The organism is Paenisporosarcina sp. (assembly GCF_057785155.1).
The window spans coordinates 1-18,823 of record NZ_JBYNRN010000013.1; the positions used below are offsets into that span (position 1 = coordinate 1).

At 39.7% G+C, this 18,823-nt stretch carries 18 protein-coding genes and 1 other annotated feature (1 of these 19 cut by a window edge); of the genes, 3 read left to right on the top strand and 15 right to left on the bottom strand.

Annotation, left to right across the window (positions count from 1 at the left end; genetic code table 11):
• Window positions 1–379: 379 nt before the first annotated feature.
• Window positions 380–943 carry a M15 family metallopeptidase gene (locus AC3EA5_RS06230; RefSeq protein WP_488607537.1) on the bottom strand — a complete coding sequence of 188 codons (564 nt, stop codon included), beginning with the start codon at window positions 941–943 and terminating at the stop codon, window positions 380–382.
• A 127-nt stretch (window positions 944–1,070) separates the two neighbouring features.
• Here AC3EA5_RS06230 and AC3EA5_RS06235 point away from each other — a divergent pair, with 127 nt between their 5' ends.
• Both AC3EA5_RS06235 and AC3EA5_RS06240 read left to right on the top strand, forming a co-directional pair.
• The gene (locus tag AC3EA5_RS06235; protein WP_488607538.1) at window positions 1,071–2,378 is read left to right on the top strand and encodes a globin-coupled sensor protein; all 1,308 of its coding nucleotides are present in this window, start codon (window positions 1,071–1,073) and stop codon (window positions 2,376–2,378) included.
• Between the two features lie 206 nt (window positions 2,379–2,584).
• Window positions 2,585–3,559 carry an NAD(P)-dependent alcohol dehydrogenase gene (locus tag AC3EA5_RS06240; protein WP_488607539.1) on the top strand — a complete coding sequence of 325 codons (975 nt, stop codon included), beginning with the start codon at window positions 2,585–2,587 and terminating at the stop codon, window positions 3,557–3,559.
• A 51-nt stretch (window positions 3,560–3,610) separates the two neighbouring features.
• On the opposite strand, the gene AC3EA5_RS06245 is transcribed toward AC3EA5_RS06240, so the two are convergent.
• The 3 genes from AC3EA5_RS06245 to AC3EA5_RS06255 form a co-directional block, all read right to left on the bottom strand.
• The gene (locus AC3EA5_RS06245) at window positions 3,611–4,558 is read right to left on the bottom strand and encodes an ABC transporter permease (protein WP_488607540.1); all 948 of its coding nucleotides are present in this window, start codon (window positions 4,556–4,558) and stop codon (window positions 3,611–3,613) included.
• On the bottom strand, window positions 4,536–5,459 hold the full coding sequence (locus AC3EA5_RS06250; RefSeq protein ID WP_488607541.1) for an ABC transporter ATP-binding protein: 924 nt from the start codon (window positions 5,457–5,459) through the stop codon (window positions 4,536–4,538). Before AC3EA5_RS06250 ends, AC3EA5_RS06245 begins: the two co-directional genes overlap by 23 nt.
• A 246-nt stretch (window positions 5,460–5,705) precedes the next feature.
• Window positions 5,706–6,443, bottom strand: a complete 738-nt coding sequence (locus AC3EA5_RS06255) for a sulfite exporter TauE/SafE family protein (protein ID WP_488607542.1) — start codon at window positions 6,441–6,443, stop codon at window positions 5,706–5,708.
• Window positions 6,444–6,556: 113 nt separating this feature from the next.
• Between AC3EA5_RS06255 and AC3EA5_RS06260 the strand changes: the two genes are divergently transcribed.
• A complete protein-coding gene (locus AC3EA5_RS06260) occupies window positions 6,557–7,078 on the top strand; it encodes a GNAT family N-acetyltransferase (protein WP_488607543.1) in 522 nt (173 codons plus the stop codon).
• Window positions 7,079–7,119: 41 nt separating this feature from the next.
• On the opposite strand, the gene AC3EA5_RS06265 is transcribed toward AC3EA5_RS06260, so the two are convergent.
• The 11 genes from AC3EA5_RS06265 to AC3EA5_RS06315 all read right to left on the bottom strand — a co-directional run bounded on the left by AC3EA5_RS06265 (window position 7,120) and on the right by AC3EA5_RS06315 (window position 18,187).
• The gene (locus AC3EA5_RS06265) at window positions 7,120–7,506 is read right to left on the bottom strand and encodes a hypothetical protein (RefSeq protein ID WP_488607544.1); all 387 of its coding nucleotides are present in this window, start codon (window positions 7,504–7,506) and stop codon (window positions 7,120–7,122) included.
• 316 nt (window positions 7,507–7,822) lie between these two features.
• Entirely contained in the window at window positions 7,823–8,299 is a 477-nt protein-coding gene (locus AC3EA5_RS06270; protein WP_394190775.1) for an acyl-CoA thioesterase, read from the bottom strand.
• Window positions 8,300–8,380: 81 nt separating this feature from the next.
• Window positions 8,381–9,343 (bottom strand): ABC transporter ATP-binding protein, encoded by a 963-nt coding sequence (locus AC3EA5_RS06275; RefSeq protein ID WP_488607545.1) that lies wholly within the window; start codon window positions 9,341–9,343, stop codon window positions 8,381–8,383.
• Entirely contained in the window at window positions 9,343–10,281 is a 939-nt protein-coding gene (locus AC3EA5_RS06280) for a C40 family peptidase (protein ID WP_488607546.1), read from the bottom strand. The genes AC3EA5_RS06275 and AC3EA5_RS06280 overlap by 1 nt, the downstream gene beginning before the upstream one ends.
• Window positions 10,282–10,295: 14 nt before the next feature.
• A complete protein-coding gene (locus AC3EA5_RS06285) occupies window positions 10,296–11,396 on the bottom strand; it encodes a dipeptide epimerase (protein ID WP_488607547.1) in 1,101 nt (366 codons plus the stop codon).
• Window positions 11,397–11,412: 16 nt separating this feature from the next.
• Window positions 11,413–12,336 carry a S66 peptidase family protein gene (locus AC3EA5_RS06290; RefSeq protein WP_488607548.1) on the bottom strand — a complete coding sequence of 308 codons (924 nt, stop codon included), beginning with the start codon at window positions 12,334–12,336 and terminating at the stop codon, window positions 11,413–11,415.
• A gap of 232 nt (window positions 12,337–12,568) precedes the next feature.
• Window positions 12,569–14,206: a peptide ABC transporter substrate-binding protein gene (locus tag AC3EA5_RS06295; RefSeq protein WP_488607549.1), complete on the bottom strand. Its 1,638-nt coding sequence runs from the start codon at window positions 14,204–14,206 to the stop codon at window positions 12,569–12,571.
• Between the two features lie 122 nt (window positions 14,207–14,328).
• The gene (locus AC3EA5_RS06300) at window positions 14,329–15,339 is read right to left on the bottom strand and encodes an ABC transporter ATP-binding protein (protein WP_488607640.1); all 1,011 of its coding nucleotides are present in this window, start codon (window positions 15,337–15,339) and stop codon (window positions 14,329–14,331) included.
• A 122-nt stretch (window positions 15,340–15,461) separates the two neighbouring features.
• The gene (locus AC3EA5_RS06305) at window positions 15,462–16,415 is read right to left on the bottom strand and encodes an ABC transporter permease (protein ID WP_394190764.1); all 954 of its coding nucleotides are present in this window, start codon (window positions 16,413–16,415) and stop codon (window positions 15,462–15,464) included.
• On the bottom strand, window positions 16,415–17,350 hold the full coding sequence (locus AC3EA5_RS06310; RefSeq protein ID WP_394190762.1) for an ABC transporter permease: 936 nt from the start codon (window positions 17,348–17,350) through the stop codon (window positions 16,415–16,417). Before AC3EA5_RS06310 ends, AC3EA5_RS06305 begins: the two co-directional genes overlap by 1 nt.
• A 12-nt stretch (window positions 17,351–17,362) precedes the next feature.
• On the bottom strand, window positions 17,363–18,187 hold the full coding sequence (locus AC3EA5_RS06315) for a M55 family metallopeptidase (protein WP_488607550.1): 825 nt from the start codon (window positions 18,185–18,187) through the stop codon (window positions 17,363–17,365).
• A gap of 547 nt (window positions 18,188–18,734) precedes the next feature.
• Window positions 18,735–18,823, top strand: a binding site (T-box leader) (it continues 122 nt past the right edge of the window).

The following is an 18,823-nucleotide window of genomic DNA, read 5'->3' on the forward strand; positions in this document are numbered from 1 at the left end:
GTTCGTCGAGCCAAGATTTTATTCCACGCTTCCTCCAGCCCTTACCTCACGATAAGTACCTTGCGCTTCCTTAGTGGTTGGTCGATGTGTACCCCCACAGTGGACTTTCACCACTTAGATAGTTGCCATGCCTGGCACACACAAAAAAGGCTGCAATAGCAGCCCAGATTAGTTCTTTTACGCTTCGCTTCCTTTAGAGCTACTAGCAACACTTGTGTCATGGAACTCAGAAAGACCTTTCTCTTTCAAGAGTTAATCTTTCTCATTCGCGTGATAATCTTGCTCTTTCAGGCTGACCTTTCACTCAAAGTCGATTTCTACGCACGAAAGACCAGGAGTTTCCAATTCCCTCAACTGTCGAAACAGTCACTTTTACTTATCATTTACTTTCTTCTATTTTATCTTCGATTCTCCAACCATTTTGCAGTTCACGAATCGATAATCCAAGAGTATATTCAAAGTGAGGATAGTCTTTAAAGCCACGCCAGTCGCCACCCCATGTAAAACCAAGTTCTTTTCCTATTTGGGCAACTTCAAACCAGTCTGCTTCTCCATTTCCATTGGAGTCTCTTTGTAAATCATAAGAAATGGATTTGTCTTGATTGAGTAAGGCAAAATCGATCGCAAGTCCGTAATTATGATAACTTTCGCCTCCTTTTGCATAGGAAACAATTGCGCCACTACTTGTTCTGCCCTGTTCGTATATTTCATTTTGTGATTCTATGGATCTAAATCCATCTGTAATGAGGATAGGAATTCCTATTTTATTCGCTTGTTCGACTAATTCCATACTCTTGTCTTCTACTATTTGGTGCAAACCGCTAGGCAATGGTCTTGCCTCTCGAATTCGCTTATTTTCGATTTCTCTTTCAATCCATACAAAAAGGAGTCCGCCTAAAACGAGTAAAAATAAGATATTTACGATAGATAGAAATTTTTTCACATTCGCGTCTCCTTTTCATAAAATCTAATCTTTATTGTCGATGTATTCTCAAAAAAATAGTATTCGTGTCGATATATAGGTACGTAGGGACTATTTTAGTTATTGTAAAAGGAAGAGGGACACGTGCATGGTGACTATGTTTAGAAGCAAAAAAGCTACAAATAAATCAATTGTGTTAGATCCACAAACTTGGCAAGAGCAGGTTATTCTTGACCTATCTCATAATAAGGAACTAGAGAAGCAGATTCAAATGATAGACTTAACCAAAAATGATTTGGCTGTCATTCGACAACTTCAACCACATATTCAACCTCATCTTGAGGATTTAGTAACTCATTTTTACAAAGCCCTTGAATATGGTTCAGGCTTAAATGAAATCATTCAAAAAAACAGTTCTGTCGATCGCTTAAAAGTAACTTTAAAACGTCATTTAGACGAAATGTTTGAAGGACAAATTAATCAAGCATACATAAACCAACGTCATACCATTGCACATGTACATGTTCGAATTGGTCTTGGAACAAAGTGGTATATGGGTTCATTCCAAAGCTTTGTTTCTGGATTAACTGATATTATTTTCTCATTAAATATGTCTGCAACTGACAACATTTTGGCAATTAAAGCGATCACAAAAGTACTTAATTTCGAGCAACAATTAGTTATCGAAGCTTACGATGCACAACATGAGCGTATTCGCCAAGAAGCAGCTGATACAAAGGAGAATTTAATTTCCACCGTTCGCACAACTGCTGAAGAATTAGGTGCAATTAGTGAAGAAACCAATGCATCGATTCAACAATTATCTGCTGAATCTGACGAAATTGCGAGCTTTACGAAACAAGGGTTATTCTTCGTTAATTCTACTGAAGAAAAATCGCAATCAGGTAAATTATTATTGGATCAACAAAGCAATCAAATGAAATCGATTTTGGACAGCGTGACAACTCTTGAAGGAACGATGACAAAGTTACGAATTTCTTCTCAAAAAATCAGCGAGATTGTTGGACTTGTAACATCGATTGCAGACCAAACGAACTTACTAGCGCTTAATGCTTCGATCGAAGCCGCACGAGCTGGTGAACACGGACGTGGTTTCGCAGTCGTGGCTGACGAGGTTCGAAAGTTAGCTGAGGAAACAAAATCTGCAGTCCAAAGTGTCTCGTCTTTAATTCAGCAAACTGAATTAAGCATCACGAACATGGAATCTTCGGTTCAGCATGTAGACACACAAATTAACGAATCGGTTGATACACAACAACAATTGTCTTTATCGTTTAACACAATTGTTGACGCAATGTCTGGTATTAAAGACCAAAGCGAGCGTACAACTGAACAAATCGTTACAATGGCTACCGTTTTAGACGAATTGACCAATGCAACGACACAGGTTGCAAGTTCATCTGATCGCCTTATTTCTTCCATCCATGATATTTAATAAGTAGAATGACATCGCTCCCACTATCGGGATGCGATGTCTTTTTCATTAAGTAAAGGCATATAAATTAATAATGTTTACATAGCATACACAGTGTTCAATTTCATTTAAATTCAAATTTAAAGGCTTATGATAATTCTTGTCGAATTAAATGATAAGAAATCATGTCATGTAGTGATTATAATGAATGTTAAGGAGACCTACCTATGAAAGCGATTGTCTATACAAATTACGGATCGTCTAATATCCTCCAACTTAAAGAACTAGAAAAACCTATTCCGAAAGACGATGAAGTCCTTTTAAAAGTTCACACTGCTTCCGTTAACCCCTTGGACTGGCACTTTATGAGAGGCACCCCTTACGTTCTACGCATACAAGCGGGGTTACGAAAACCAAAGAACAATCGTTTAGGTGTAGATGTGGCTGGTACGGTTGAATCTGTGGGTAAAGACGTTACGGAATTCAAACCAGGAGACGAGGTATTCGGAGGCTGCGATGGTGCGTTTGCTGAGTATGTTTGTGCTAATGAAAAGGCATTCGTGATTAAACCAAACAATGTGACCTTTAAGCAAGCAGCTGCTGTACCTATTGCTACTTTTACAGCATTGCAGGGACTACGCGATCAAGGTCAGATTCAGCCCGGTCAAAAGGTTTTGATTAATGGTGCGGCTGGGGGTGTAGGTACGTTTGCGGTTCAGATTGCCAAATCGTTCGGTGCGATTGTTACTGGTGTTTGTAGTACTCGAAATGTAGAAATGGTCCGTTCAATTGGAGCAGACCATGTCATCGATTACACGCTAGAAGATTTCACTCGAAGTGAACAACAATATGACCTCATTTTTGATGCTATAGGAAATCATTCGCTGACAGATTGTCGACGAGTATTGGACTCAAATGGAATTCTCGTCTTAGTTGGTGGTCCTGATAAGGGGCGTTTTCTCGGCCCTTTAAGTCGTTCGCTCCGAGCTCTAGTCTTATCTCGTTTCGTAAGTCAGAAAATGGTAATGCTCTTTGCGGTGCGCAAAAAAGCCGACCTGCACATAATACAAGAGTTACTGAGTTCTGGCAAAATAACCTCAGTTATAGACAAATGTTACACTTTAAATGATGTACCCGAAGCGATTCGATATTTAGAAGAAGGACACGCTAAAGGTAAGGTAGTCATAAATGTTATAGGATAACAAAACTAGAAAAGACATCGTCCCTTTTACTGGGCAACGATGTCTTTTTCATTAAGCTGTTATATCTCGTTTTGTAAATGACCAGTAACTGATGAATAAAAACAGCACCATATACATCAACAACACTGCTACTGAAAACGGCCATGTGATACCTTGAACGAACATATTGCCGTTAATATATCCCGTTAAATCAATATGCGTAAATAAAATATACTTTGTAAATTCATATTCTCTTAAGAAGTAGACAATATTAGGTCCCATGAATAAAAGGAAAATCGATAATCCGATGGCTAATGAACTTGTTCTGAATACACTACCAATCGCAAAAGCAAAGGTAGTAAAGACAATGACACCAACAAATTGTAGTGCATATAAGGCGATCACTCGACCCCAATAAGATATCTCAACAACTTTTCCATCCTGCACATCCAGCAATACGCCACTTCCTGAATCGTAGAAAATGAATCCCGCGATGACTGCTGAAATTATCGCAATTACTGTTAAAACGAACGCATACAGTATGGTTGTTACATATTTAGACGTTAGGATCTTCCAACGCTTAACAGGTCTGCTCAATAACATTTTGATTGTGCCTTGAGAGAATTCGGCAGCTACAATACTTGCAGCAGCGATTACCGCAAACATCAATACTAATGACAACATTGTATTAGAATCTAGAATATGTTGTTCGCGACTACCTGGGTCGATTGGTGGTTCATTTTGCGCCAATCGATAGTCAATAATCGCCAAATCTTCTTCAAGTTGCTTTTTATATTCTTTATCAATGTTTGGTTCAGCAAGTTGAGCTTTCGTGATTGTTTGATTTTCAGTCAAATTCTGTTCCCACGTTGGTTGATTTGCTGGTTGCATCATATTTGATTGAGCCCATTTCCCAATACCGGATACACCTATCAAGATGAGGACTAACAATCCTGCCATGATCCAAGTGGCTTTTTTATGCCATAATTTCATCCATTCATTTCTTATGAGATTCAGCAATTTGGCCACCTCCTGTCATTTCTAAGAATTGATCTTCTAATGTTTTGCGGAATGGTTGAACTGCAAACACTTCCATATTCGCAGCCACTAGTGCTTGAATGATTGAAGGAATTTGCGTTTGTTCCACTTTAGCAATAAACCCGGATCCACTAACTTCAGGCACAAGTCCTTGTGCAATAAGTAGTTCGCGCGTTTGTTCTGCAGGTTGCGCTTCAATATAATAATGAGCTTCCTCTACTTGGTTCATTTCTCTAAGATCAATCAGCTGACCATTTTGAATGATGGCGATACGGTCACACATGAGTTCAATTTCAGATAATAAATGACTTGAAACAAACACAGACACACCATCTTCGACAGCAATTTTTCTTAAATATGTACGAAACTCGCGTATCCCTGCTGGATCTAAACCATTGGTCGGTTCATCTAAAATAAGAAACTTCGGACGGTGAAGCAACGCTTGAGCTAGTCCTAATCTTTGACGCATCCCTAGTGAGTAAGAAGATACCTTCTCATGGATACGATTTTGCATTCCTACCTGTTCAACTACTTGAGTGATGCGTTCTTTCGTAACTGTTTTATCCATTCGCGCAAAATGCAACAGGTTTTTCCATCCAGACATGTATTTATACATCTCTGGATTTTCTACAATTACGCCCACTTTACTCATCGTCTCTTCAAAGTGATCGTTTAATGATTGCCCTTCAACAACGACTTCTCCACTTGTCGGTTTCATTAGTCCTGACATCATTCGGATGGTTGTCGTCTTCCCAGCACCATTTGGTCCTAAAAACCCTGTGATTTGTCCGGGAAATAAAGACAGATTTAAATTATCAATAATTTTCTTTTTCCCAATAGTCTTCGAAAGATGTCTCAATTCTACGATTGGTTGTTGCTCCACACTTTTCACCTTCCCTATCTAAAGTAGTATTTTTATAAGACGAAATATATCCAATAAAGTTCAATTCCGCATCGCCAATGTCTTTATTTACGAAACAAACCGAGTAAAGTTTCAAATTTAGCTTTTTATTCCAACATAACATCTTGAAAACGCAGAATTTCCCGGGAAATATGCATTCTACCACTTTGTTAATGAACGAATTTATTTTTCCATTAAAAAAAGAGAGACCTCAATATCAGCCCCTCCTTAAAAAATGAGATTTTCCAGTATTAATTGAACGATTAAAATAGCTGTAATGATTCGAAGAATAGGTTTCACAAAACGAGGATTTAACTTTTCAGCAATTCGAACACCGACTTGAGCACCAGTGATTGATCCAGCCATCAGAGCAAGTGTTAGGGGCCAAATGATGACACCTGAAGCAATGTAACTAATTGCTGCACCAAAACAACTGGAGAACGTTGCAAGTCTAACGAGACCAACAGATTTAATATAGGCGACATTTAAATAACTAAATAAGTACAACATTAAAGTTCCTTGACCAGGGCCAAACAAGCCATCATAAATCCCAATTCCGTATAGTCCGGGTCCACTAACCTTATTCAGAGTTAATTCTTTATTCCCCGTAAAATTATCTTTCCCAATGAAAGATGTTAGAAAGCCCAGTACTAATAAGACGATAGCGACGATGAATAAATATTTGGATGATAAAAGCGAGGCAATCCAGCCACCTGTAAGTCCGCCAATTAAACTGAACGGAATTATCCAGTAGGACTCTTTAAATGAAATTTGTTTTCTTTTATATAAGGTGAAAAAACTACTGAAGGAACTCACTGTATTCGAGACTTTATTAGCACCAATTGCAGAGTGTATTGGCATGCCTAGCAAAAGCATTGTTGGCAAATTAATAAAACCTCCACCGCCTGCAAGTGTACCAATCGTTGTGGCCACGACTCCAATGACATATAGTAGAATTAAATCCATTAACTTCACCGCCTTCTCTTCTATACTTGAATTGTACTTCGAGAGGCGTAATAAGAAAATGACATGGATTGAATAAAACTTTATAAGAAAAACTTATGACAGGGGAATACCTAATGTTTACAGGCAAAAAAATTCGCTTAACATCAATTAAAAAAGGGGATTTATCGACCTATCGAGTATGGAACGGCGTTGAAGCTTTTGGTCGATATTATAATGCTTTCCCTATCAGAGAAGAGTCAGAAAAAAATGCAGAAAAACTAATAGAAGAACATTCTGATAAAACATTCCGCTTTGCCATTCGTCCCGTAGGTAGCGAAGATCTTTTAGGAGTATGTGCGATCGAAGATATCATTTGGCCACACCGTATCGGATGGGTTTCCATTGCCCTTGGTCCTGACTACCATAGCAAAGGTTACGGAAAAGAAACGATGCAATTATTATTAAATTATGCTTTTAATGAAGTGAATTTACATCGCGTACAATTAAGTGTTTTCAGTTACAATGCAGGTGCCATAAAATTATATGAATCACTTGGATTTACTCACGAAGGAACGTTCAGAGAGTGGATGCAACGCGACGGCAGACGACATGATATGCATTTATATGGCATGTTAGCCTCTGAGTATCGAAAATAACGATAAAGGAAAAGGATGCCATCTTTTGATGACATCCTTTTTTAAGCTTTACTTTGAGTAAATCGGAGATATAATTTGTGAATTCCTGTCGTTAAAGGCAGTAAAAATAGCACGATCAATGAAATTTGGATAATAAACATGGAAGTGTCGGAAAATGTAATGACTCCGGTGCTATCTAAATGGTTAAGCCACATAAACACGAAGACGAGAAGAGCGATTGTCGCAATGAAAATCGTAATAATTATTCCAATTTGTATGAAAGATAATTTTTGAATATTTTTTCGAAGTCTCAAAAACTGAAACAAGACAAACAACACAAAAAGAATAATTGAAAACAGATTCGATTGGATGAAGACCGTATTTAATATGTAAAACAGCAATACTCCTATAATCAGTACATTTTGGTACTTGTCGAAAGATAACAACATGATAGTTTCTCCCCTTTTTTAATATTACGATTTTTATATAGAAAAGTTTCAAATTTGGTAATAAAAGAGAGAATTTAAGTCGTAATTAAGTAAGTTGAATACTTTTCTTGTCGGAACTCCTGGGCTTCATGGTCAACAACTCTCCACTTCCAGCGATTCCTTCAGAAGCGCAGCGTAAAAGAACTAATTAGGGCTGCGAATGCAGCCTTTTTCGTTAAATATCCAGGGATTTTTAATCTAGCTACAATCCCACTTTGCATCAAAGCCCCACTAATTCCATTCAAAAAGCGAGCAACAACTAGCTGCTCGCCAAAAATTAGTATTTCATTTTAATACGTTGCTTACGATGTTCTCGTCTGGCTGGTCCCGATTCAAATAATCGTGTTTCCGATTCCGTTTTAGGCGAAATGCCTGGCACTGGAATTGGTTTTCCTGCTTGGTCTATTGCGACAAACGTTAGGAATGACTCAGTTGTTAACTTCGTTTCGCCTGTTATTAAGTTCATCGATTGAACCCGAACGTAAATTTCCATTGATGTCCGTCCTGTTGAGCTGACGACTGCTTCTAGCTCTAACACATCGCCTACTCTTGCAGAAGAAAGGAAGTCTACGGAGTCGATCGAAGCTGTGACGACTCCACTTTTGCAATGTTTCATCGCTGTGATTGCTGCGATTTCATCTATGTAGGATAAGACCTTACCACCAAAGATGGTTTCGTGATGATTCGTATCTGGTGGTAAAACTAAGTGAGTTTGTATCGTTCTCGAGTCGCTCATAGGTATCGTATTTGTCATAATCTCTCTCCTTTTAAAAGGTTTAGATTCATCATACAAAACGATTTATGGAAAGAAAAGTTTCAGTGCCCACTCTCCGTTTTATTCATACAAATGACATGCGACAAAGTGACCTGGCTCATGCTCTTGCCAAGCTGGTTTGACTTGAGCACAGACTTCCATTGCATGAGGGCAACGTGTTCTGAACACGCACCCAGATGGAGGATTGATTGGACTCGGCAATTCTCCTTCAAGCAACATCCGTTCGCGAGATTCCTCAATATCTGGATCTGGTATAGGGATTGCTGATAACAATGCTTGCGTATACGGATGCAATGGGTTTGCATAGAGTTGGTCACTTGTTGTTAACTCCACCATATGCCCTAAGTACATGACGCCAATTCGATCGGAGATATATTTAACCATCGACAAATCATGCGCGATGAAAAGATAAGTTAACCCTTTGTCTTTTTGAAGTTTTTGTAAAAGTTTGACTACCTGCGCCTGAACGGAAACATCTAATGCTGAAATAGGTTCATCGGCAATAATGAAATCCGGATCTAACGCTAGCGCTCGTGCAATCCCAATTCGTTGACGTTGACCTCCTGAGAACTCATGTGGATAGCGGTTGGCATGGTCACGGTTTAGTCCAACGTCTTCAAGCAATTGATATACTCGTCTTTGCATAGCTTCTTTTTTCTTGTGTAAACCATGTACTTCCATCGGTTCTGCAATGATTTCAAACACGGTCGAGCGTGGATTTAGTGACGCATAGGGATCTTGGAAAATCATTTGCATATTGCGCAGAAATTCATATCGCTCTTTTTCGCCCATTTCATGCACATTTCTACCACCATACGACACTTCTCCGTCAGTACGATTGTATAATCCCATGATGGTACGTCCTGCTGTCGATTTCCCGCACCCAGATTCTCCGACAAGTCCAAACGTTTCTCCTTGGTAAATTTCAAAACTGATCCCATCTACCGCTTTGAGGATTTGGTTTTTACCTAGATCGAAATGTCTTTTTAGGTCTTTTACTTCCAATAAAACCTTATCAGCCATTACGCATCCTCCTCTATTCGAGCATATCGTCTCACTCCAACTAATTCATCCACGTATTTTGTGCCTTCTAATTCGATGATTTCTACGGATAGACCTGTTGAAGGAGAATGAATCATTTGACCATTTCCATAATATATCCCAACATGTCGAACTGAATCCTTACCTACTGTTGCAAAAAACAGTAAATCGCCTAGTTCCCAGTTCGATTTATCGTTCATATCCACTTCGATACCGTTTGTAGCTTGATCACCAGCATCTCGCGGAATAAAGTAACCATGTGCTTTGAACATATTGTATGTCAGTCCCGAACAATCAAATCCGTACGGTGACATGCCTCCCCAAAAATAAGGTAACTCTAAAAACGTACTTGCACAGGCAACGATTTCTGCTCCAGAACGTTCGATAAAGGATTCAATTCCTGGGGAAATTTCAACATGCTCGCTCCATACTAGTAAATCACCAAGTGGTGTATGAACCATCGTAAAGGAAGAATTGCTGTCGATTACAGGTAAAATCGTATTAAATGGAACAACCAGTTTTGGTTTTCGATCTAATGTCCATAATTGAACTTTTGGAATACGCACCTTGGCGTAACCAAAATCCGAGATTCTCGGAAGCTCCTTTAATTGCGAAACCGGTACCCACCCTGGATACCCACTCTCATGTTTTTTAGATGTCTGCCATGTGCAAATTACTTTTGCCCAGTCACCGACTATTTCTTCTACAATCACAGGTTCACCAAATAATAATTGAGTTTGGACACGATTTTCGTCGCACAAGTCTAGTAATTCTTTATTGGTCATAGCTTCAATCCATTTGTTCATGCGAACTGGAATGTCTATTCCTGGTTGATCGATTTCTCTTACTGATTCTGGTGTTGTCCATACGGTTGCAACCGCGACCGAACAAACCCAAGTTGTTGATGTTTGAACTAACATGTGAAATCCCCCTACTATTTACGCATGAATCGTTCATCCATACGTACTTTATCTATACCTAAACCACTCGTAATTGAAAATCGGATAATACGTCCTTCATAAATTACGCCACCTTCGACTATGTCCTCCGCTAACATAAGAGGTGCATCAAAATCGTAGCGAGTAATGTTTGGCTGGCTTGCGGCAAAGTGAGCTGCAGCAGTGATACCAAGTTTCGTTTCAATCATGCTTCCCGTCATACATTCTATGCCATAACTTTCGGCAAGAGCGTTGATCTTCAATGCTTTATATATGCCCCCAGCTTTCATCAGTTTAATGTTGATTAAATCAGCTGCACGTAATTGAAGGACTTGTAAGGCATCTTTTGGCGAGAAAACACTTTCATCAGCCATAATTGGCGTATATGTATGGGTGGTTACATGCTTTAATCCCTCGATATCATGAGCTTTAACCGGTTGTTCAATCAACTCGATTTGTAGACCCGCATCTTCCATCTGTCCAATTGCACGAACAGCTTCTTTTGCTTCCCAACCTTGGTTGGCATCCAGACGCAATTTTGTTTCAAAACCAATTTCTGCTCGAATCGCTCGAATCCGATCAATATCCTTTTCAATATCGTCAATTCCAACTTTAACCTTCAGTACATTAAAACCACTTTTCACATAGCGCAGAGCGTCTTCCGCCATTTCTTCTGCATCATTCACGCTAACGGTGAAGTCTGTTTCAAGTGTATCTCGATACCCGCCAAGGAAGGTTACGAGAGGCATTCCTGCCTGCTGTCCAAGCAAATCGTAAATAGCCATATCTAGAGCCGCTTTTGCACTCGAATTGCCTACCATACAGTGGTGCAATTTTTGAAAAACCCGCTCCGAATGTCGTAAATCTAAGCCGATTAGCTGAGGTCCAATTACTTGTTCGATAGCAAACTGGATACTGCCAAGTGAATCACCAGTAATAACATGAGTTGGCGGGGCTTCTCCCCAACCAACCATGCCATTATCTGTCGTTATTTTCACAAAAACTGATTCAGCGACAGTCACAGTACGAAGTGCCGTTTTAAAAGGTTTTGTTAGCGGAACAGCGACTTGAACTGTTTCAATTGAAAGGATGTTCACGTTCGGACACCTCCATTTATTCGACGCCTGGTAAGATTGTAAGTGTTTTCGAATCTCCATCTAATCGTGCTTCTACACCTAGAGGAATAGCAAAATGCGGTTCACAGTGTCCGATTTTGAATCCTGTAACAACCGGTTTACTTAAATCTCTCAAGTAATGTTGTAATACCTCTTCTAGTGAAAGGGTTTCTTTACGTTTTTTTGGTTCAGCACGAGCAAAATCGCCAACGACGATTCCAGCTGCCTCATTTAATTTTCCAGCTAAACGCAATTGGTTTAACATGCTATCAATTTGATATGGCTCTTCATCCACATCTTCTATTAATAACAGCTTCCCTCGTGTATCAATTTCAAACTTAGTTCCGAGTGCACTAACGAGTAACGAGAGATTCCCACCTACCAATTCTCCTTGAGCAACACCGCCACCCAATGAAGTAAGTGGTGAAATCGCTTCGGAATAATGAAGTTCGATCGGTTCAAACAATTGATTGAACATTTTAGCAGACAAGTCTTGGAATGTGTCCAACCCAACATCTGAAGCGAGCATTGGACCATGGAAAGTAACGACATTCGCATATTGACCAATTGTGGTGTGTAAGTAAGTGATATCGCTGTACCCCCACAATATTTTTGGTTGCTCAGCCATTAATTGCACATCAATTCGATCTGCATACCGTCCCGCTCCATATCCTCCTCCAGCACAAATGATGCCTTTGATTTTAGGGTCTGCAAGCATTTCATGCAAATCTGATAATCGGTCTTCATCAGTCCCCGCAAGATAGCCATGTTTGCTTTCAACATGTTTTCCCATTTTGACGTTTAAGCCAAGGTCTTTTAAGAACGATAGTGAACGTTGTAAGCTCTCTAAATTAGGTGGACTTGATGGAGAAATGATTCCGATTGTATTCCCTTTATGTAATCTCGGTGGTCTAATACGCATATGAATTACCCCTCTTTTTTGTTTGGTTTTGTTAAACATTACTGATGATTTTCTTTCAGGTTAGTCGGTTTCAATTACATTCGATATTTAAGTGAAGCGACCAGTAAGGAAAGCACGTCAACTGCTTTGGAGTCCTGTCTTCTATTAATAAAACAAGATATACCTCCTAAGTATAACTTCTTTTATTAACAGAAGTGTGCGGCGCGCTATTGCAACGCCGCAACCTCTTGTACTATTTAGCAGATTTATCTGCCCATTTCAACTCTAAGTAACCGACTGGATGACGAACAATCCCGCTCAAACCTGGCTTTTGTAAAGCCACTTGGTTATAGAAGTGAATTGGGAAAATAGGAGCTTCTTCCATTAATAATTCCTCAGCATCCATCAAATGCTTCCAACGTACAGCTGGATCTGTCTCAGCTTTTGCATCAGCAATCAACTTATCAAATTCAGCATTTGACCAACCTGTACGGTTCATGGATGAACCTGTGATAAAGCTTTCAATTGCGTTCACTGGATCCGCATAATCATGTAAGAAAGATGAACGTGATAATTGATACTTCAATTCTTTTTGTTCAGAAGCAAACACACTTGATTCCACATTCGCAAGCTCCACATCTACACCTAAAGCTTCTTTAAATTGTGCTTGTAAAGCTACTGCAATGTTTTGATGTGTATCTGAAGTAGCATATGTTAGAGTCACAGTTGGTAAAGTTTCGTAGCCTTCTTCAGCCATACCTTCTTCTAACAATTTCTTCGCTTCTTCTGCGTTAAACTCAACTAAATTTCCAACAGCATCACGGAAGTCTTTTCCGTCTGGACCTTGGAATCCGTAAGATACGAAACCGTGTGCTGGTTTTTCACCATTTTTCGTTACGAATTCTACGATTTGCTCTTGATTCACAGCAAGTCCAAATGCTTTTCTAATCTTAGCGTTTGTAAATGGCTCCATCGTTGTATTGAAACGATAGAAGTACGTTCCTGCTTGATCTTGAACAGACACTTCATCGCTATCCATTAGTTGCTCCGATAGTTCTGCTGGAACATCTGATACATCTAATTCGTTAGCTTCGTACATTTGGTATTCTGTATTCGAGTCATTTACCATTGCCCACTCGACTTTGTCTAACTTAACTGTTTCTGCATCCCAGTACTCAGCATTCTTTTCGAATACCATTTTCACATCGTGTTCCCATTTTGCTAATTGGAATGGTCCGTTACCCACAAATGAATCCGCTTCCGTGAACCATTCTGGATTTTCAGTTGCCACTTTTTCATTAACTGGGAAAAAGCTTGGGTTTGTAATAATGTTTAAAAATGCATCAGTAGGAGCTGTTAGTTTTACTTCAAATGTTTTTTCATCTACAACTTTCATTCCTACATCTTCAATCGTACCTTCACCCGTATTGAACGCTTCCGCTCCTTCGATGAAATAGCCTAAAAATGCAGCTGGTGATGCTGTATTTGGATCTAACATACGCGTCCATCCATATAAGAAATCATTTGCTGTTACAGAATCGCCATTTGACCATTTTGCATCTTCACGAATGTTGAATGTATACGTCAATCCATCTTCTGAAACATCAATTGTTTCAGCTGTTGCTTCTTTTGGTAAATGATCTTCGCCTAAACGAGTTAGACCTTCCATCAAGTTATTCAATGCATTCCATGAAACCGCATCAAATCCAACTGATGGATCAAACGTAGTTGGTTCATTTCCATTATTTAAGTAAAGAACTTTCTCTTCTGTTTTTTCGTCCCCTTTGTCGCTATCACCCGCTGGTTTTTCACCTGCATCATTATTGGCCGTACAAGCTGCCAATACTGTAACCAGCAACGCTGTCAATACTAATAGTAACCACTTCTTCATGTGTGTTCCCCCTTGGTTAATTGTTTGAACTATATCATTTTGCACATAAGTGCGTTCAACCTGTTTTTGAGTTGTTGCTCGCTAAAATGGTGCACGGTTTTCATGTACTAACATCCACAAACTTATACTTTTAATTCATTACGAAAAGCTTGCGCTCGTTCATCTTGTAACCAACAATCTACTTGGTGTGACGAAGACTTCACCGTTGTAGTTGGATGAATATGCTCACACACTTCCATTGCAAACGGACATCTCGCTGTAAATGGACAGCCCGTTGGTGGTGAGAATAAATCTGGTGGTGTGCCTTCAATCGGTTGAAGTTCTTCCTCAAGTAAATCAAGACGAGGAACCGATTTAAGTAATCCTTGTGTATACGGATGTTGAGGTGTGTAGAAAATTTCTCGCTTCGTACCAAGCTCAATGATTTTCCCTGCGTACATAACCGCAATTCGATCAGCGATTTTGGCGACCACACCTAAATCATGCGTAATCAACACAATTGAAACACCTGTCTTTTGTTGAATCTCTTCGAACAATTCTAGAATTTGTGCTTGAATCGTTACATCCAGAGCAGTAGTTGGTTCATCCGCAATCAATAATTCCGGTTCACAAATGAGTGCCATCGCAATCACAATACGCTGTCTCATTCCTCCTGAAAATTGATGGGGATATTGCTTCAGACGTTCTTGTGGATTTGGAATCCCGACTAAGCGAAGCATATCCAGCGCTTTTTCTTTTGCTTCTGATTTGCTCGCATTGGTATGTGTTCGGACACCTTCCGTTAACTGTTCTCCAATTGTTAACGTTGGGTTTAGCGCCGTCATTGGATCTTGGAAGATCATAGAAATGTCGACCCCTTGCACTTTTCGCATCTGTTTCTTAGTCATCTTGGTCAGTTCTTGATTTTTGAACATGACACGACCTTCAGAAATTCGACCTGGTGGCTGAGGAATGAGTCCCATAATGGCATTCGACGTAACCGATTTCCCACAACCTGATTCACCAACTATCGCGAGTGTTTCGCCTTTCCGAAGATTGAATGACACTCCTCGAACTGCGTGAACACTTCCACCAAAAGTACTGAATTGAACATGTAAATTATCAACTTCTAAAATGACTTCATCTGAAATCATTTTCTGTTTCTTTGTTTTATAACTAGGAACAGATTGACTCTGTTTCTTCATCCTACTGAGCTCATCCCTCTTTTCTCTTTCCATTTCTTTGGCTAAATCTAATTGATGTTCATTCATTTGTGTCACCCCCTCAACTTCGGATCGAGCGCATCTTGCAAACCGTCACCTAAGACATTAAATGCGAACATCGTAAATGAAATGAAGAATGCTGGGAAGAATAGACGCCACCAATGACCCGATAAAATAACAGGAAGTGCATCATTCGCCATAACTCCCCAACTCGCAAACGGAGCTTGAATACCTAAGCCTAAGAAACTCAAGAATGCCTCAGCGAAAATAGCACTTGGTACAGTCAAAGTCATTTGGACAATAATTGGACCCATTGTATTTGGCAATAAATTCTTTCGAATTATACGTGGTGTCTTAGCTCCGAACGATTTCGACGCAGTTACAAATTCGTAATTCTTAATTTGCAAAACTTGTCCCCGCACAATCCGCGCCATTCCTACCCATCCGGTAATCGTCAACGCAATAATAATGGTTGTTAAACTTGGCCCCATTACAACCATCAATAAGATCACAACCAATAAATGTGGCAAGCCATACAATACTTCGATGACTCTCATCATAATCCCATCAGCTCGTCCACCTTTATAGCCACTAATGCCGCCATAAATAATGCCAATAAAGAAATCAATTAGTGCTGCAGCTAGTGCGACAAACAATGAAATGCGAGCACCATACCAAGTTCGAGTAAAGACATCTCGTCCCATTTCATCCGTTCCAAATAAATGCTCAGCACTTGGTGGCTGATTTTGATTAGGCAAGTCCATACCATCTACCGCATGAGGTGAAAAAACCGGACCAAATATGGCAAGTAAGGCTAATATCACAAGGAATATTAACCCTGTCATAGCCAATTTATTTTGTTTTAGTCGTCGCCAAGCATCTTTCCAATAAGAGAGCGATGGTCGTACGACAGCTTCTGCTTCGATTAAATCTTTGTCTTTTTTACGAAACCACTCGTCTGGTATTTGGTTGGGTGATACGGTTGTTGATTCGTGGTTGTTTGTCATCACGCATCCCCCGCTTTCTTATGTAACTTAATTCGAGGATCTAGTAATCCGTAAACGATATCAACGACAAATAACATGAATACGAGGAACGTACTGTAAAAAACAGTCGTGCCCATGATAACTGGATAGTCTCGGTTATTTATGCTTTCAACAAAATATTTCCCCATCCCAGGAATGGCAAAGATTTTCTCAATAACGAATGTCCCAGTTAATATCCCTGCGAGCATCGTTCCCATAATCGTCACAACAGGCATTAGTGCATTTCGTAGCGCATGTCGTGCCACAATTCGAAATGGTGATAGCCCTTTTGCTTTCGCCATTCGAATGTAGTCTTGCGTTAGCACTTCTAACATAGACGAGCGAGTCAAACGGGCAATAATCGCCATTGGTCCCGTTGCCAACGCGAGTACCGGCAGCACCATATGCATGGGGCTCGACCAGGTCGCGGGAGGGAATATATTATAATCGACCGCTAGCTTTTGGATCAGCAACGTAGCAAGTACAAAGTTTGGAACTGAAATCCCTACAACCGCAAACGTCATGGCGAAATAATCGATGAAACCGTTATGTCTGAGTGCTGCAAAGGTTCCAAGTAATATACCGGAAATCACCGCAACTAAAATTGTCGTCATTCCAAGTTCAAACGATATCGGGAAACCTCTCGCTAGTAATTCATTGACCGTTTCATTTGGCTTTTTAATAGATGGTCCAAAATCAAACGTAACAATTGATTTTAAGTAATATAAGTACTGGACTGGCAAAGGCTCATCTAACTTATAGAATTTCTCTAAATTCGCTTGAATCGTTTCGTTAGTTGTCCGTTCTTCATTAAAAGGTGATCCTGGAATTGAATGCATTAAAATAAATGTCAAAGTCGAAATAATTAAGATTGTCACGATCATCATGAAAAATCGCTTAATTGTATATGCGAGCACTAGCGATTCCCCCTAACAGAACGTCGTTTGCATAGCTAGCTCCACTTGCACTAACATCGCACGATACGCTTCCAAAATGTCTTTTGCTTCAAACTTCACAATCGTCGTTCCATTTTCAATTTCTGTTCCAGGCATTAATGCTGCCCACTCTGCTTGGCCATAATTATTAAACTCAATTCTTAATGTCGGATTTTCCGGCGGAGTTAATGGTTTCACCAAATGCCGATTATCTACTGCCTTTTTAACATGTTCTTTTAATAAAGCTTGAGATTTTTTTGGATGAAGCGTCTTAACAGCTTGTCGCGTAATTGACTCTTTTACGGCGACTGTCGTGATATTTGGAATAAGTGCTTCCGCTTCGCGGCAAGCTCCATCGTCCCCAGCAACTAATATAACGGGTACTCCAAAATGCCCCGCAACATAGGCATTGAAACCCAGTTCTCCAATTACCACATCATTTATGTACATATTTCGAACACCAAACGTCATAGAATGGCTCATTACCCCGGGTTGACCAGCGCGAGAGTGATAACCTGCAAAAATTGCACCTTCGTATGTATGATCTAGCGATTGAACCATGGAATAAGGCTTGACCGCTCCTGTAATCAGTGTCGCCTCACTATGTAAATCTTCTACTAATAAATTATTCATCTTTGAATGACTATCATTCACAAGGATTTCTTTTGCGCCTTTTAAAAGGAGTCCTTCGATAATTGCATTCGCTTCTTCCGTCATGATTCGGCGGGCTCTCTCATAATTGTGTTTAGATGAATCAACAAAAGTGTAATCTGGTAATCCTGTGATTCCTTCCATGTCTATTGAAATGAAATACTTCATAAATCGTAGTGTTCCCCCTCGCTTTTTGGAGATATTGTTTAATTATCCTATGATTCCCTGCAAATGATTATTAAACTCTAACAATATTTTTAGAATATTTCCATATTTCATACGGTTTATTTTTCGATTACCGAAATGATTACATAGTTGTGATAGTGACGTAATTCGAACGTATTTTGAGTGCTTTTGAGGGTAGTTTGTCCTTATGCGTCCAGCGGTTTCTGAGGTTTCATCAAACATTTCTTTAAATTGTTGCAAAAAGATTTCGGAAATAGAGATTGTTTTAAATACTCATGACCTTACACGCTCAAGTGACGATCTTTCTCTTTCAACTGGAGATCTTGCTCTTTCAAAGCCATACCTTTCACTCTCAATCGATTTCTACGCGCGAAAGCCCAGGAGTTTCCAAAAAACGTGTTTATGATTGACAGATCCTACTAGACATAATAAGATGAGAACAACTTTTTTGTTCGGGATTTAAGGCAGAAGGTGTCGGGAGCGACATCGCCAATTAGAACAGATGAGCTGAGTACAGAAGAGAAGAGCCGAGAAATCAACGACAAAGAGAAGTAGCGTAAGGTCGTTCTTTTAGAGAGTCAGCGGGTGGTGGAAGCTGATAGAAACGAATTGCGTGAA